Below are 14,296 nucleotides of genomic sequence, written 5' to 3'. Positions count from 1 at the left end.
ACAATGGATGCTGAAATAAATTCAGCATGACGAAGTAAAATGAGGTCCGTTCCGTACGCGATGGCGGTGCTTCCCCATCGGGGGAGGATCACACCACCAGCACCGTCGCCCCGGTCGTCTGCCGCGCTTCCAGTGCGCGGTGCGCCTGCGCGGCATCGCTCAGCGCGAAACGCTGGCCGATCACCGCCTTCACCACGCCGCGCTGCATCCGGTCAAACAATCGCTCGGCGGTGTGGGCCAGTTCCTGTGGCGTCGCGATATAATCGAACAGGGTAGGGCGGGTGACATAGAGCGATCCGCCACGGCTCAGTTCCAGAAGGCTGACCGGCGGCACCGCGCCCGACGCATTGCCATAGCTGACCATCAGTCCGCGCCGCTTGAGGCTGGCGAGCGATGCGGCCCAGCTATCCTTGCCCACGCCATCATAGACGACATCGACGCCCTTGCCGCCCGTCAAGTCGCGCACCGTCGCGGCCAACTCGTCAAAGGGACCGTGCAGGCTATGATCGGCATCGACCTGCGCCGCCTTTTCGGCGGACCCGCAATGGGCGATGACGGTCACGCCCTTGTCGCGCAGCCAGGGGACCAGCACCGATCCGACACCGCCAGCCGCCGCATGGACCAGCGCCACCTGCCCGGCGTGCAGGTCGATACTGTCCTCGGCAAGGTAGCAGGCGGTCATGCCCTTCAGCATCATCGCGGCCGCATCTTCGTTCGACACGCCATCGGGAATCCTGACAGCCTTGTCGGCGGCGATGATGCGGTGGCTGGCATAGGCGCCCAGCCCGCTGACGCAGCCGACCCGATCGCCCACGGCAAAGCCCGCGACGCCCGCGCCAATAGCCACCACGCGGCCCGCGCCTTCCGACCCCAGGGGGGTGGGAAGGGGCGCGGGATAGAGGCCGGTGCGATAATAGGTGTCGATGAAGTTGAGGCCGACGGCGTCCTGCGCAACCAGCAGTTCGCCTTCACCCGGTGCGCCAGGATCGAAATCCTCGCGCACGATCACCTCCGGCCCGCCATGGCTGCGCGCGACCATGCGCCACGCTCCCGTCATCAGGCGAGATGCTCGGCAAAGAAATCCGCCGTCCGCTTGTCCGCCAGTTGGGCCGCATCCTCGTCCCGGCGATTGCCCATTTCAGCGGCAAAGCCATGGTCCAGACCGTCATAGTCGTGCAGCGTGACATGGCGATTATCGTCCAGCCCGGCATGCATCGCGGCCTGCGCCTCGGCGGGGACGAAGCCGTCCGCGGTTGGAATATGCAGCATGGTCGGCTTGCCGATCGCATGTTGCTCACCCAGCAAGCCGTCGATGCCCACGCCATAATAAGCGACGAACGCATCGCCATCGGTCCGGCACGCGGCCATGAAAGCCAGTCGCCCGCCCAGGCAATAGCCGACCAGCCCGACCTTGCCACCGCCGACAGCTGTCCGCGCCGCCCGGATCGTCGCCTCGATGTCGCGGATCGCCTGGTCTTGATTCAGCTTTTGCATATGGCCCAGCGCCGCCTGGAAATCCTCCGGCACGTCGGCGTCCAGTTCGACATGCGGCTTTTCGCGCCAGAACAGGTCGGGGGCATAGGCGACATAGCCCGCCTTGGCCCAACTGTCGCACTTGCGGCGTATGCCTTCATTCACGCCGAAAATTTCCTGAATGACGATGATCGCGGCGGTGGCGTCCTCTGCCGGCTTGGCGACATAGGCGTCGAATGCGCCGTCCTCTTCCAGCGTGGGGACGGAAATAAAGCCTGCCATGGGAATCCCTTCCAACTGTTGTGCCCGGCCCATATTGGCCTGATCGACAGGCAGCGCAACGGGCGTATCGCCCAAAATATTTGCCATGACCGCCCCACTTGCGGCATGACGGGCGCAACGGAATTTTCCGCGCTGGAAGGGCTTTGAACATGAAAGTGACCGTCGATGTCGATTGCAGCCCGGCCGAAGCGCGCGCTTTCCTGGGCCTGCCGGACGTGACCCCGATTCACGACAAATATATCAAGACGATGCTGGAAGGGTTTGAAGGCGTCGGCAGCGCCGAACAGATGGAAACATTGTTCAAAAGCTTCTCCCCCATGGGCGATGCGGGCGTGCGCCTGTTCCAGCAGATGATGAATATCGGCCTGTCGGGCATGTCCGGTACCGAGAAGAAATAAGCCACGCCACCGACCGTGACCGACACGATTTTCGCCCTGTCGAGCGGCGCGCCGCCCGCAGGGATTGCGGTGATCCGCGTCAGTGGTCCCGCCGCCCGCGCTGCGCTGGAACGATTGGCCCGCCGCGTCCCGCCGCCGCGTACCGCCAGTCTTGCGCTGCTGGTCGACCCGCGGGACGATGCGCCGCTCGACCGGGCCTTGACCCTATGGCTCCCCGGTCCGGCAACCGTCACCGGCGAAGATCTGGTCGAACTGCACTGCCATGGCGGCCGCGCCGTCGTGGCGGCAGTAGAAGCGGCGCTCGCGGCGATGGCGGGGCTGCGCCGCGCCGAAGCGGGCGAGTTTACCCGTCGCGCCTTCGCCAATGGCCGGATGGACCTGAATGCGGTGGAAGGGCTGGCGGACCTGCTGGCCGCCGAAACCCAGCAACAGCGCCGCGCCGCGCTGATGATGGCGGAGGGGCATTTTTCCCGACGGATAGAGGGCTGGCGCTCGACCCTGCTCGACCTGTCGGCGATGGCCGAAGCTGCGCTCGATTTCTCCGATGAGGATGATGTGCCCGACGCCGCGATCGAGGCGCGGATCGGCGCGGGCATCACCGCCCTTGCGCAAGATGTCGCCGCCATGCTCGCCGCGCCGTCTGCCGAGCGGTTGCGTGACGGTGTGCGAGTGGTGCTGGCCGGGCCGCCCAATGCGGGCAAGTCGACCCTTCTCAATGCGCTGGTCGGACGGGATGCAGCGATCGTATCCGACATTGCCGGGACGACGCGCGACCGGATCGAGGTGCCTGCGGCGATCGGCGGCGTCGCTTTCCTGTTCACCGACACGGCGGGATTGCGGGACGAGACAGGCGACGCGATCGAGGCGATCGGCATCGACCGGGCGCGATCGGCGCTGGCGGCGGCGGATATCATCCTGTGGCTGGGCGATGAGGCAGAGGCACCGCGCGACGATGCGATATTGATCGCGGCGCAATGCGACCGCGACGGGCAGGCGGCGCATCCGGGCCTGCGCCTGTCCGCGCGCACGGGTGAAGGGATGGACGGATTGGTGGCGTTGCTGCTGGAGCGCGCCGCGCACATGCTGCCGGGCGAGGGCGATTATGCGCTGCACGCGCGACAGCGCCAGCGCGTTGGACAGATTGCGGCGTTTCTTGATTCCGCCGCTGGCGCGTCTGACCTGCTGATCCTGGCCGAGGAGTTGCGACAGGCCCGACGCGAGATCGATGCGCTGACGGGGCAGGCCGGAACCGAGGATATGTTAGACCGGCTGTTTGCGGGCTTCTGTATCGGCAAATGAGCGGCATGTTCCACGTGGAACGCTTTTGCTCCGCGCGCCCCTTTCTGATAAGGGCGGCACCATGCGAACAAGCTATGATGTGATCGTGGTCGGCGGCGGCCATGCCGGGTGTGAGGCGGCCGCTGCCGCAGCGCGCAAAGGCGCGACGGTGGCGCTGCTCACCTTTGAACGGACGACCGTGGGCGCGATGTCCTGCAACCCGGCCATCGGTGGTCTGGGCAAGGGCCATCTGGTGCGCGAAGTCGACGCGCTGGACGGACTGATCGCCCGCGCCGCCGATGCCGCTGCAATCCATTATCGCATGCTGAACAGCAGCAAAGGCGCTGCGGTTCAGGGGCCGCGCGTTCAGGCCGACCGCAAGCGGTATCGCGCGGCGATCCATCAGATGCTCGACGCGCAGCCGGGACTGACGATCGTGGAGGGTGAGGCGGATGCGTTGCTGCTCGACGGGGAGGCTGTTGCCGGGCTGAAGCTGGCGGACGGGCGGCTCTTGTCCGCCCCCGCCATCGTACTGGCGACCGGGACGTTTCTGGGCGGCAGGCTGTTCCGGGGTGACGAACGCGAGACCGGCGGTCGCGTAGGGGAGCGCGCGGCAACGACGCTCGGCCTTCAACTGCGCAAGATCGGCTTGCCGATCGGGCGGCTCAAGACCGGCACACCGCCGCGCATCGATGGTCGCACGATCGATTGGGCGCGACTGGAGGCGCAACCTTCCGACGGTGCGAACTGGACCATGTCCCCACTATCGGATGGCCGCGTCCTGCCGCAACTCGCCTGCGCCATCACCCGCACCAATGAACGCACCCATCAGATCATCCGCGACGGGCTGGGGCGTTCGCCTCTGTTCAGCGGTGCGATCGAGGGGCGGGGGCCACGCTATTGCCCGTCGATCGAGGACAAGATCCAGCGCTTCGGCGATCGTGACGGGCACCAGATTTTTCTGGAGCCGGAAGGGCTGGACGATCCGCTGGTCTATCCCAATGGCATCAGCACGTCGCTGCCGACCGATGTGCAGGTCGCGATGGTCCGCTCCATGCGCGGGTTGGAGCAGGCCGAGATCGTCGTGCCAGGCTATGCCGTCGAATATGATCATGTCGATCCGCGCGCGCTGGACTCTTCGCTTGAAGTGCGCGCCATCTCCGGCCTGTTCTGCGCCGGACAGATTAACGGCACCACTGGCTATGAGGAAGCGGCGGCCCAGGGGCTGATCGCCGGTGCCAATGCCGCGGCACGGGCGCGCGGGGAGGCGGCTTTGGTCCTTGATCGCGCGAGCAGTTATATTGGCGTGATGATCGACGATCTGGTTTTGCAGGGTGTGACGGAACCCTATCGCATGCTGACGGCGCGCGCCGAATATCGGCTACGCCTCCGCGCCGATAATGCCGAAACGCGATTGGGTGCGATCGGCCTGGCGCATGGACTGATCGGCTCGGTGCGAGAGTCGCGGTTGGGGAGTCGCGCGGCGCAACGTCTGGCCATCGAAACCGAACTGGCGCGCATGATGACCGCCACGGAAATCGCCCGTGCGGGGGCATCGGTTCGGCAGGATGGCGCGCGGCGGAGCCTGTTCGAATGGGCGCGCTTCCCCGAAGTGAACGAGGCGCTGTTGCTCGAACTGGTGCCCGGTCTGCGCAATGCGCCGGACGATCTGCGCGCCGAGATTTTGGAGGACGCCCATTACGCCCCCTATCTCGAACGGCAGAATGCCGAGATTGCCGACATGCGCCGCAACGAGCGGGTGATGATTCCCGCCGATTTCGACTTTGCACGGATCGGCGGTCTGTCGACGGAGATGATTGAACGGCTCGATGCGGCGCGACCCGATACGCTCGCAGCGGCTGGCCGGATCAGGGGCATCACCCCGGCAGCACTGGCAGCAATCCTTGTTCATGTCCGCCGGGTGGCCGCGTGACGGAGGATGAAGCGCGGACCTGGCTCGATACACAGTTCGATGTTTCACGTGAAACATGGGATCGATTGGAGCGCTATGTCGCGATCCTGCTGGTCGCGATGGACGAGCAGAATCTGATCGCCCAATCGACCCGCCCCCATGTCTGGGCGCGGCATATCGTGGATTCCGCGCAATTGCTACGCCATGCGGAGGATGCAGGGGAGGGGTATTGGTATGATCTTGGCTCGGGTGCGGGGCTGCCCGGCATCGTCATCGCCTGCCTTTCTACGCGGCCAGTTATGATGGTGGAATCGCGGCGCAAGCGGATCGAATTTCTGGACGGCGTGATCGACGAACTGGGGCTCAAGCGCGCGCATGTGTTCGGTGGCCGGGTCGAAGCGGTTCCGCCAACGGCAGCGGCGGTCATCAGCGCGCGTGCCTATGCGCCCTTGCCCAAACTTCTGTCGTCCGCGGCGCATCTGGCGAATGAAAAAACGCTGTGGGTGCTGCCGAAGGGACGAAATGCGCAAAATGAACTGGAGGCCGTGCGCCCATCGTGGCAAGGTGACTTTCACATGGAAGCCAGCGTAACGGATGCCGATAGCGCCATCCTGATCGCCCGATCCGTCAAACCCGTCGCCAGGAGGAAAGGCCGCGCATGATCTGCATCGCCATCGCCAATCAGAAGGGCGGCGTGGGCAAAACCACCACCGCCATCAATCTGGCCACGGGATTGGCGGCCACGGGGTTGCGCGTGTTGCTGGTCGATCTCGATCCGCAGGGTAATGCGTCGACTGGTCTGGGCGTCATGCAGGCGGATCGGGCGCAGTCCAGCTACGACCTTCTGGTCGGTAACTGCGCGCTGGAGGACGCCATTGTCGCGACCCGCGTGCCCAAGCTGGACATCGTACCCGCGACGCAGGATCTGTCCGGCTGCGAGATTGAGCTGATCGAATATGAAGAGCGTACGCACCGACTGGAACGGGTCTTGTCCGAAGCCCCGGCAGGTCGATGGGACATTTGCCTGATCGATTGCCCGCCGTCGCTCGGCCTGCTGACGATCAATGCGATGGTGGCGGCGCAATCGCTGCTGGTGCCGTTGCAGTGCGAATTTTTCGCGCTGGAAGGTCTGTCGCAACTGCTCCAGACGGTCGAGCGCATCCGGGGCCGGTTCAATCCTAGCCTGTCGATCATGGGCGTGGCGCTGACCATGTATGACCGGCGCAACCGGCTGACCGATCAGGTTGCCGACGATGTGCGCGCCTGCCTGGGCGATCTGGTATTTTCCACCGTCATCCCGCGCAATGTGCGCCTGTCCGAAGCGCCCAGCCATGGCGTCCCGGCATTGATCTATGACTTCCGCTGTTCGGGGTCGGAAGCCTATATGCGACTGGCGCGCGAACTGATCGCGCGCCTGCCCCGGCAGGAGGTAGCGGCTTGAGCGACGAAACCAGCGAAAAGCCCAAAATGGCCAAGCGCCCGCACGGGCTGGGCCGGGGCCTGTCCGCGCTGCTCGGCGATGTCGCGCGCGAAGAACCTGTCGCGGCGGTTGCGCCATCGCCATCGGGCAAGGCGATCCAGTCCATCGAGGTCGCGCTGATCCAGCCGCACCCGGAACAGCCGCGTCGCCATTTCGACGAAGGCGCGTTGCAGGAACTGGCCGATAGCATCGGCAAACGCGGCGTGATCCAGCCGATCATCGTCCGGCCCCATGGTGGTGGCTTCCAGATCGTTGCGGGCGAACGCCGCTGGCGCGCGGCCCAGCGCGCCCATCTGCACCGCATCCCCGCGATCGTGCGCGATTTCGATGAGGCCGAAACGCTCGAAATCGCGCTGATCGAGAATATCCAGCGTGAGGATCTCAACCCGATCGAAGAGGCGGAAGCCTATCGCAAGCTGATCGCCGAATTCAGCCATAGCCAGGAAGCGCTTGGCCGCCTGGTCGGCAAATCGCGCAGCCATGTCGCCAATCTCATGCGCCTGCTCGATCTGCCAGCAACGGTGCAGCAGCAGGTGGTCGAACAGAAAATCAGCATGGGCCATGCCCGCGCGCTGATCGGCGCGCCCGATTGCGAGGCGCTGGCGCGGCAGGTCGAACAGAAGGGGCTGTCCGTCCGTGATACCGAACAGCTGGTTCGCCGGGTCAAGAAGGGCGAGGACGCACCCGCCGCACGGCGCGGCGGCGGTTCGGGCGACAAGGATGCGGATATTGCCGCGCTGGAGCAGCATCTGGCCGACATATTGGGGCTGAAGGTCGATATCGATCATGCCAGCGGCGCGGGCGGCACGCTGTCGCTGCGCTATTCGACGCTCGACCAGCTCGATATGCTGTGCCAGCGTCTGTCGGGCGAACGCATTTAAGCGACCATGGGGTAGCGCGCTGCCGACCGTGAATCGCCATATGCGACATGGGCGAAGTTTGAAGAGTTTGAACCAAAGCAGACTGGTCTTTTACCCACCCGCTCCCTAGGTTGCGGGCATGGCCGACATGCAAAGCTCCACCGCCGCTCCCACGATCATCCGCCGCTCGGATTATCGCCCGCCCGACTGGCTGGTCCCCGCCATCGCGCTGGATTTCGATCTCGACCCGGCGCTGACGATCGTTCGCGCAACGCTGTCGGTCACGCGCAATGGCGATCATGACAGGCCGCTGCGCCTCGACGGCGACGGGTTGGTGCCGCTGGAGGTAAAGGTCGATGGTACGGCGCTGGCTGCGGATGACTGGCATATGGAGGCCGGGTCGCTGATCATCGCGTTGTCCGGCGCGGCGCACAGCATCGAAACGCTCGTTGAACTGGCCCCGGAAAGCAACAGCAAGCTGATGGGCCTCTATGCCAGCGGCGGCCTGCTCTGCACCCAGTGCGAGGCGGAAGGGTTCCGGCGCATCACCTTCTTCCCCGATCGGCCCGATGTCCTGTCGCGCTACAGTGTCCGGCTGACCGCCGACAAGGCGCGCTATCCCATCTTGCTGGCCAATGGCGATCCGGTCGACCAGGGCGTGCTGGATGATGATCGCCATTGGGCGCTCTGGAATGATCCCTTTCCCAAGCCCTGTTATCTGTTCGCGCTGGTTGCCGGCGACCTGGCCTGCAACGCCGATCGCTTCGTGACGATGAGCGGACGGGAGGTGCAGTTGGGCATATGGGTGCGCGAAGCCGATCTGCCCCGCACCGCGCACGCCATGCAGGCGCTCAAGAACAGCATGGCGTGGGACGAGCGCGTCTATGGCCGGGAATATGATCTGGACGCTGTCTCTTATACACATCTAGATGTGTATAAGAGACAGGTTGGGCATATGGGTGCGCGAAGCCGATCGGCCCCGCACCGCGCACGCCATGCAGGCGCGCAAGAACAGCATGGCGTGGGACGCGCGCGACTATGGCCGGGTATATGATCTGGACGTGTTCAACGTCGTCGCCGTGGCCGATTTCAATCTTGGCGCGATGGAGAATAAGGGCCTCAACATCTTCAATTCGCGCTACATATTGGCCGATCCCGAAACCGCGACCGACATTGATTATGACGGGGTCGAAGGCGTCGTCGCGCACGAATATTTCCACAACTGGTCGGGCAATCGCGTCACCTGCCGCGATTGGTTCCAGTTGAGCCTGAAGGAAGGATTCACGGTCTTTCGCGACCAGAATTTTTCCGCCGACATGGGTAGTCACGCGGTCAAGCGCATCGAGGATGTCCGCATCTTGCGCGCCGCCCAGTTCCAGGAGGATAGCGGCCCGCTCGCGCATCCGATTCGTCCTGAATCCTATATGGAAATCAGTAACTTCTACACCGCGACCATCTATAATAAGGGGGCGGAGATCATCCGCATGATGGCGCTGATGCTGGGTGCTGAACGCTTCCGCGTCGGCAGCGATCTCTATTTCGACCGGCATGACGGGCAGGCCGCGACCTGCGAGGATTTTGTGGTCGCGATGGAAGAAGGCGGAGGCATAGACCTGACCCAATTCCGCCGCTGGTATGAGCAGGCGGGTACACCGCATGTCCGCGCGCTGCTGCGCCATGACGCGGCGACCGGCACGGTTGACCTTGATCTGCAACAGAGCATATCGCCAACCCCCGGCCAGCCCGACAAGCAGCCCATGGCAATTCCGCTGCGGGTCGCCTTGTTCGATCCCGCTACCGGCACGCATCATGGCGATGAATTGCTGATGCTGACGGAGGCGCAGCAAAATGTTCGTTTCGAAGGTTTCGCCGCCGCGCCGATCCTGTCGATCAACCGCGGCTTTTCCGCCCCGGTGATCGTGGAAACCAACCGCAGCCAGGATGATCTTGCCTTTCTGTCGGCGCGCGATGACGATCCTTTCGCGCGCTATGAAGCGATGCAGCAGCTGATGGTCAACGTTCTGGTCGGCGCGATCGCGGGGCAGCCAGTCGATGACGCCGCCGTCGTCGCAGCGGTGCGCAATGCGATCAACGATCCGCTGCTGGACCCCGCCTTCGTCGCCGAAGCCATCCGTCTGCCCAGCGAAGCCTATCTGGGCGACCAGATGGCGGTGGTCGACCCCGATGCCATCCATGCAGCGCGGGAATCGCTGCAACGGCGGATCGGCGCGGATCTGGCGCCGCTATGGCGCGACATGCACAGCCGCACCAAGGCGAACGGCTTTTCGCTGTCACCGGCGGCCAAAGGCGCGCGCAAGCTGCGCAACGCAGCGCTGCATTATCTGGTGGCGTCGGGCGCGGAGGATGGCCCCGCCATTGCCTTCGCCCAGTTTCACGAGGCGGACAATATGACCGAGCGGCAGGCAGCGCTCGCCACGCTGGCCAATGGAACCAGCATGGAACGCGACGCGGCGATCGACATATTCTACAACCGCTATGGCCATGACGCGCTGACGCTCGACAAATGGTTCCAGACCCAGGCGTTCGCGCTGCATCCCGATACGGTCGATCAGGTCGAGGAACTGGGGCGGCACAAGGCCTTCACTCTGTCCAATCCAAACCGGGTGCGGTCCCTCTATGGCGCATTTTCGGGCAACCAATGGGCGTTCCACCATCGGTCGGGCAAAGGGTATCAACTGGTGGCCGACTGCATCATCGCGCTCGACAAGCGCAATCCGCAGACCGCGGCACGGCTGGTCCCGCCCCTGGGGCGTTGGAAGCGTTTCGACGCTGATCGGGCTGCGCTGATGCGCGCGCAATTGTCACGCATCCTGGCGCAGCCGGGCCTGTCGAAGGATGTCACCGAACAGGCCAGCAAAAGCCTGGAGTGAGGGGCAGGCTGGCTTAGCTGCCGTTCGGGCCGCCGCCCGGACCGCTGCCGCCGGCATTGCCGCCCATGCCGCCAGCGCCGACCGCACCGATATTGCCGAAGATCTCGTCAAACAGGCTGCGATTGCGACCCAGCGTCGGCGTCTTGTCGCCCATGGGCGAAATATGGGCGACCTGTTCCAGCCCCATGCGGTCCACCGCTGCGACATTGCCCGCCGCGTCGAAATGGACGCGCAGCACCGTCTGGGCGACGGGCTTGGGGTTGGAGAAGGCCAGCGCGCGCATGTCGCGCGACACATAATACCAGTCCTGCTCGCCAAATTGCGAGACGAAGCTGGGACGACCCAGCGTGCCTTCCACCGATGCGCGATTGTCGATGCCCGGCTGAACCGAATCGACCAGCAGCTTGTCGACCTGATAGCCCTGATGGGTGCGGATGCGGGTGCAGCCCGATGCTCCCAGCACCAGCGCGCCCAGGCCAAGAGCCAACAGGACACGCCCGCGTGTGGAATGACGGCTGAACTGACGCATGGACTTCTCCTGGCGGAACGCTCCCGCGAACCCAATAAACATGACGCCGCCATTGCATTGGGCAGCGGCTCGATCAATATGGAAATGCGTCGCTCCCGGCAAGGGGCGACACTTGGCAAGACGGTGCTCCGTCGAACGATCCATCTTAAAAAAAGCATAGCCCCCATGTCCACAGCCTCCCCTTCCTTCCTCCAGCGCCTGTTTGGCCGCACCGATCCCAAAGATGGACTGCTGCCGCTCTATAATGTCATCGTCGCGCAGGGGCGGCAGCCGCACTGGTATATCGACGGTGCGGTGCCCGACACGCTGGACGGACGATTCGACATGATCGTCGCGGTCCTGGCGCAGGTGCTGATGCGGCTGGAGCAGCAGGGGGCAACGCAGGAAAGCGTCTGGCTGACCGAATTGTTCGTCGATGACATGGACGGCCAGTTGCGCCAGGAAGGCATAGGCGATGTCGTAGTCGGCAAGCATATCGGCCGGATGGTGAGCGCGCTGGGTGGCCGGATCAGTGCTTATCGTGCCGCGCTGGCCGGGGAAGCCGACATGGCCGACGCGCTGCGCCGCAACCTCTATCGCGGCGCACCGGTGAGCGACGCCGCGCTGGCCCATGTCGAAGGCGCGTTGCGGGAACGCTGGACGCGGCTGGGCTGCCTGACCCGCGATGCGATGCTGGCGGGGGACTTGGGATGAGCGCGCTGCCGACGCCCGAATTTTCGCGCCCCGTCCGGCTGGACCAGATCGGCCATATCAGCGGCAGCACCAGCATCGTCGCCGACGCGGCCGAGCGGGAAGCGCTGATGCGCCGGTTCGGCCTGCTGGCGCTCGATGCGCTGGAGGCGGACTATCGAATCAGTGAGGAGAATGGCAGCATCTTCGCGCGCGGTCGGGTGCGGGCCAGCCTGGCGCAGGCCTGTGTCGCAACTGGCCAGCCGGTGGCAGAAACCATCGACACAGAATTCCTGCTCCGTTTCGTTCCTGACGATGAGGATGTCGTCGAAGGCGCCGAAATGGAGCTGGACGCCGAAGATTGCGACACGATCGGCTATAGCGGCAACAGCATCGACATGGGCGAAGCCGTCGCCGAGACAGTGGCGCTGGCGATGGCGCCCTATCCCCGCGCGCCCGATGCCGACGCCATTTTGCGCGAAGCAGGCGTGTTGCAGGAGGATCAGGCCGGTCCCTTTGCCGCTTTGCTGGCACTCAAGGGCAAGGAATAAGTCGCGGTCGCGGCTACGCTGTTTCCCTTTCGTTCCTGTCATGGCATAAGATCGGGCCATGGACGCCCCGCCGCCATCGCCGCGCAAGATCATCCATATCGACATGGACGCTTTCTATGCGTCGGTGGAACAGCGGGACAATCCCGCGCTGCGCGGCCAGCCGATCGCGGTCGGCGGGGGCGGCCCCCGCGGGGTGGTCGCCACGGCCAGCTATGAGGCGCGGGCGTTCGGGGTGAAGTCCGCCATGCCCGGCGCACGGGCGCGGCGGCTCTGCCCCGACCTCATCTTCGTGCCGCCGCGATTCGACGCCTATCGCGCGGTGTCGGGGCAGATCCGGGCGATCTTCGCGCGCTTTACCGACATGATCCAGCCGCTCTCGCTCGACGAAGCCTATCTGGACGTCACCGTGAACAAGCCGGGCATCGCGTCCGCGACGCAGGTGGCGGCGGAGATTCGCGCGCTGATTCGCGCGGAAACCGGGCTCACCGCCTCGGCCGGCGTGTCCTATAACAAGCTGATTGCCAAGCTGGCGTCGGACCAGAACAAGCCCGACGGAATATGTGTCGTGCGGCCAAGCGAAGGCCCGGCCTTTATCGCCGCCATGCCGGTGCGGCGCATTCATGGCGTGGGGCCAGTGACGGCGGCGCGGATGCACGCGCTGGGGATCGAGACGGGGGCAGACCTGCGCGCGCGCGACCTGCCCTTCCTTCAGGCGCATTTCGGCAACGCCGCCCAATATTATTACCGGGCCGCCCGCGGGCAGGACGACCGGCCAGTGCGCGAACGCGAGCAGCGCAAGTCGGTGAGCGTCGAGGATACATTTTTCGACGACCTGACCGATCGGGATCGGCTGGTGGCGGAGATAGAGCGAATCGCCGCCAGTCTGTGGGGCCGGATCGAAAAGGCGCAGGCCTGGGGCCGGACGGTGACGCTCAAGATCAAATTCGCCGACTTTCGTATCATCACCCGCTCACGCAGCTTTGCTACGCCGGTGCGTTCGCCCGACTTGCTGGCGCAAGCGGCGCGGGACTTGCTGCTGGCCCAGCTACCGCTGCGCATGGGCGCGCGGTTGTTGGGACTGGGGGTGCATAATCTGGAAGTGGAGGAAGAAGCGGGGCAGGGCGATCAACTGGCGCTGGGGTTATAAGCCCCAGCCGTCAGTCCGCCCGCCGATGATCGCCCCTTAAAATGGCAGCCAGGTCCGCTTTTCGCTGAACTTCATGTAACCGGCATTGACGCCCAGCCGATAGCCGACGCCAAGACGGATCGGGATCAGCACGACATTGCCCCAGCGCAGATAGCTGGCGGTGAAGCCGCCGACCAGATAGGCGGTGCCTTCGGCCGCCGGGAAGCGGTGATAGAGATCCTGCGTGTCGTAGAGATTGTAGACCAGCACGAAGGTGTTGGCCGCGTTGCCGCCGACATCGAAGCCGATCGATGGCCCTGTCCAATAGACTTCGCGCTTGCCCTCGACCTTGTGATTGAGCGTGCCGGACCCATAGCGCAGGCCGACAACGAAGGCGCCCGACGCCTCACGCCCGGCGATATAGGCGTTGGGGCGACCCTGATCCTTCAATATTTTTTCGATGAGGCCCGCCAGCCCTTCCGCGCCCTTGCCGAACACGCCTTCCGCCGCGCCGATCAGATCGTCCTGCTGATAGGAATCGCTGGGCGCGATGGCGGCAGGCGGGGATGATTCCGTAACGGGCGCGCCGGTTGCTGTGGTGTCGGACGTGACGGCGCTGTTGGCCGGGCTGTTATTATAGACGCTGGGATCGACGCCGGGTTCTGTAGGGGCGGGGCGCGCGGGTGGCGGCGGCGCGAGATCGGCGTCGATCGCGGTGTTGGGATCGATGGTGCGCACCTGGGCAGACGCCAACGGGCTGAGCGCCAGCCCCGCCAGCGCCACGACCAGCGCGCCTGCGCGTGCCAGGCGGGCGCCTTTCCGTCCCATAATCCCGATCATGCCCGAT

Annotated in this window: 14 protein-coding genes and 1 pseudogene; 11 read left to right on the top strand and 4 right to left on the bottom strand. The window is 64.9% G+C overall.

What is annotated here, in order from left to right:
* Window positions 1–88: 88 nt before the first annotated feature.
* Together FE851_RS14735 and FE851_RS14730 are read right to left on the bottom strand one after the other, a co-directional pair.
* The gene (locus FE851_RS14735; protein ID WP_186378826.1) at window positions 89–1,057 is read right to left on the bottom strand and encodes a quinone oxidoreductase family protein; all 969 of its coding nucleotides are present in this window, start codon (window positions 1,055–1,057) and stop codon (window positions 89–91) included.
* Window positions 1,057–1,755: a dienelactone hydrolase family protein gene (locus tag FE851_RS14730; RefSeq protein ID WP_145204455.1), complete on the bottom strand. Its 699-nt coding sequence runs from the start codon at window positions 1,753–1,755 to the stop codon at window positions 1,057–1,059. The genes FE851_RS14735 and FE851_RS14730 overlap by 1 nt, the downstream gene beginning before the upstream one ends.
* 149 nt (window positions 1,756–1,904) lie before the next feature.
* Here FE851_RS14730 and FE851_RS14725 point away from each other — a divergent pair, with 149 nt between their 5' ends.
* The 8 genes and pseudogenes from FE851_RS14725 to pepN (FE851_RS14690) all read left to right on the top strand — a co-directional run bounded on the left by FE851_RS14725 (window position 1,905) and on the right by pepN (FE851_RS14690) (window position 10,574).
* The gene (locus tag FE851_RS14725; RefSeq protein WP_017183200.1) at window positions 1,905–2,153 is read left to right on the top strand and encodes a DUF6489 family protein; all 249 of its coding nucleotides are present in this window, start codon (window positions 1,905–1,907) and stop codon (window positions 2,151–2,153) included.
* A gap of 15 nt (window positions 2,154–2,168) precedes the next feature.
* Window positions 2,169–3,452: a tRNA uridine-5-carboxymethylaminomethyl(34) synthesis GTPase MnmE gene (mnmE, locus tag FE851_RS14720; RefSeq protein ID WP_145203549.1), complete on the top strand. Its 1,284-nt coding sequence runs from the start codon at window positions 2,169–2,171 to the stop codon at window positions 3,450–3,452.
* A 61-nt stretch (window positions 3,453–3,513) separates the two neighbouring features.
* Window positions 3,514–5,364, top strand: coding sequence for a tRNA uridine-5-carboxymethylaminomethyl(34) synthesis enzyme MnmG (gene mnmG, locus FE851_RS14715; protein WP_145203546.1), 1,851 nt, complete (start codon window positions 3,514–3,516; stop codon window positions 5,362–5,364).
* The gene (gene rsmG / locus FE851_RS14710; RefSeq protein WP_145203543.1) at window positions 5,361–6,005 is read left to right on the top strand and encodes a 16S rRNA (guanine(527)-N(7))-methyltransferase RsmG; all 645 of its coding nucleotides are present in this window, start codon (window positions 5,361–5,363) and stop codon (window positions 6,003–6,005) included. The genes mnmG and rsmG overlap by 4 nt, the downstream gene beginning before the upstream one ends.
* Window positions 6,002–6,784 (top strand): ParA family protein, encoded by a 783-nt coding sequence (locus FE851_RS14705; protein ID WP_017183204.1) that lies wholly within the window; start codon window positions 6,002–6,004, stop codon window positions 6,782–6,784. Before rsmG ends, FE851_RS14705 begins: the two co-directional genes overlap by 4 nt.
* Complete coding sequence (locus FE851_RS14700; RefSeq protein WP_145203540.1) at window positions 6,781–7,704, top strand: ParB/RepB/Spo0J family partition protein; 924 nt, start codon at window positions 6,781–6,783, stop codon at window positions 7,702–7,704. Before FE851_RS14705 ends, FE851_RS14700 begins: the two co-directional genes overlap by 4 nt.
* A gap of 118 nt (window positions 7,705–7,822) precedes the next feature.
* A pseudogene (gene pepN / locus FE851_RS14695) lies at window positions 7,823–8,578 on the top strand (aminopeptidase N); the annotation flags it as partial.
* A gap of 34 nt (window positions 8,579–8,612) precedes the next feature.
* A complete protein-coding gene (gene pepN / locus FE851_RS14690; protein WP_409994490.1) occupies window positions 8,613–10,574 on the top strand; it encodes an aminopeptidase N in 1,962 nt (653 codons plus the stop codon).
* A 13-nt stretch (window positions 10,575–10,587) separates the two neighbouring features.
* On the opposite strand, the gene FE851_RS14685 is transcribed toward pepN (FE851_RS14690), so the two are convergent.
* On the bottom strand, window positions 10,588–11,103 hold the full coding sequence (locus FE851_RS14685) for an outer membrane protein assembly factor BamE (protein ID WP_026002401.1): 516 nt from the start codon (window positions 11,101–11,103) through the stop codon (window positions 10,588–10,590).
* A 165-nt stretch (window positions 11,104–11,268) separates the two neighbouring features.
* Between FE851_RS14685 and FE851_RS14680 the strand changes: the two genes are divergently transcribed.
* From FE851_RS14680 to dinB, 3 genes are read left to right on the top strand one after another with little or no spacing between them, the layout of a single operon-like run.
* Entirely contained in the window at window positions 11,269–11,796 is a 528-nt protein-coding gene (locus FE851_RS14680) for a ubiquinol-cytochrome C chaperone family protein (protein ID WP_017183208.1), read from the top strand.
* On the top strand, window positions 11,793–12,323 hold the full coding sequence (locus FE851_RS14675; protein WP_017183209.1) for a DUF177 domain-containing protein: 531 nt from the start codon (window positions 11,793–11,795) through the stop codon (window positions 12,321–12,323). Before FE851_RS14680 ends, FE851_RS14675 begins: the two co-directional genes overlap by 4 nt.
* Window positions 12,324–12,381: 58 nt before the next feature.
* The gene (dinB, locus tag FE851_RS14670) at window positions 12,382–13,470 is read left to right on the top strand and encodes a DNA polymerase IV (protein ID WP_145203537.1); all 1,089 of its coding nucleotides are present in this window, start codon (window positions 12,382–12,384) and stop codon (window positions 13,468–13,470) included.
* Between the two features lie 36 nt (window positions 13,471–13,506).
* On the opposite strand, the gene FE851_RS14665 is transcribed toward dinB, so the two are convergent.
* Window positions 13,507–14,289, bottom strand: coding sequence for a DUF1134 domain-containing protein (locus FE851_RS14665; protein WP_145203534.1), 783 nt, complete (start codon window positions 14,287–14,289; stop codon window positions 13,507–13,509).
* Window positions 14,290–14,296: the final 7 nt, after the last annotated feature.

Source organism: Sphingobium sp. B2, from assembly GCF_007693735.1.
Classification (GTDB): Bacteria; Pseudomonadota; Alphaproteobacteria; order Sphingomonadales; family Sphingomonadaceae; genus Sphingobium; species Sphingobium xenophagum.
The sequence above is the reverse complement of the archived record's forward strand: the minus strand, read 5'-3'. Positions and strand labels throughout refer to the sequence as shown.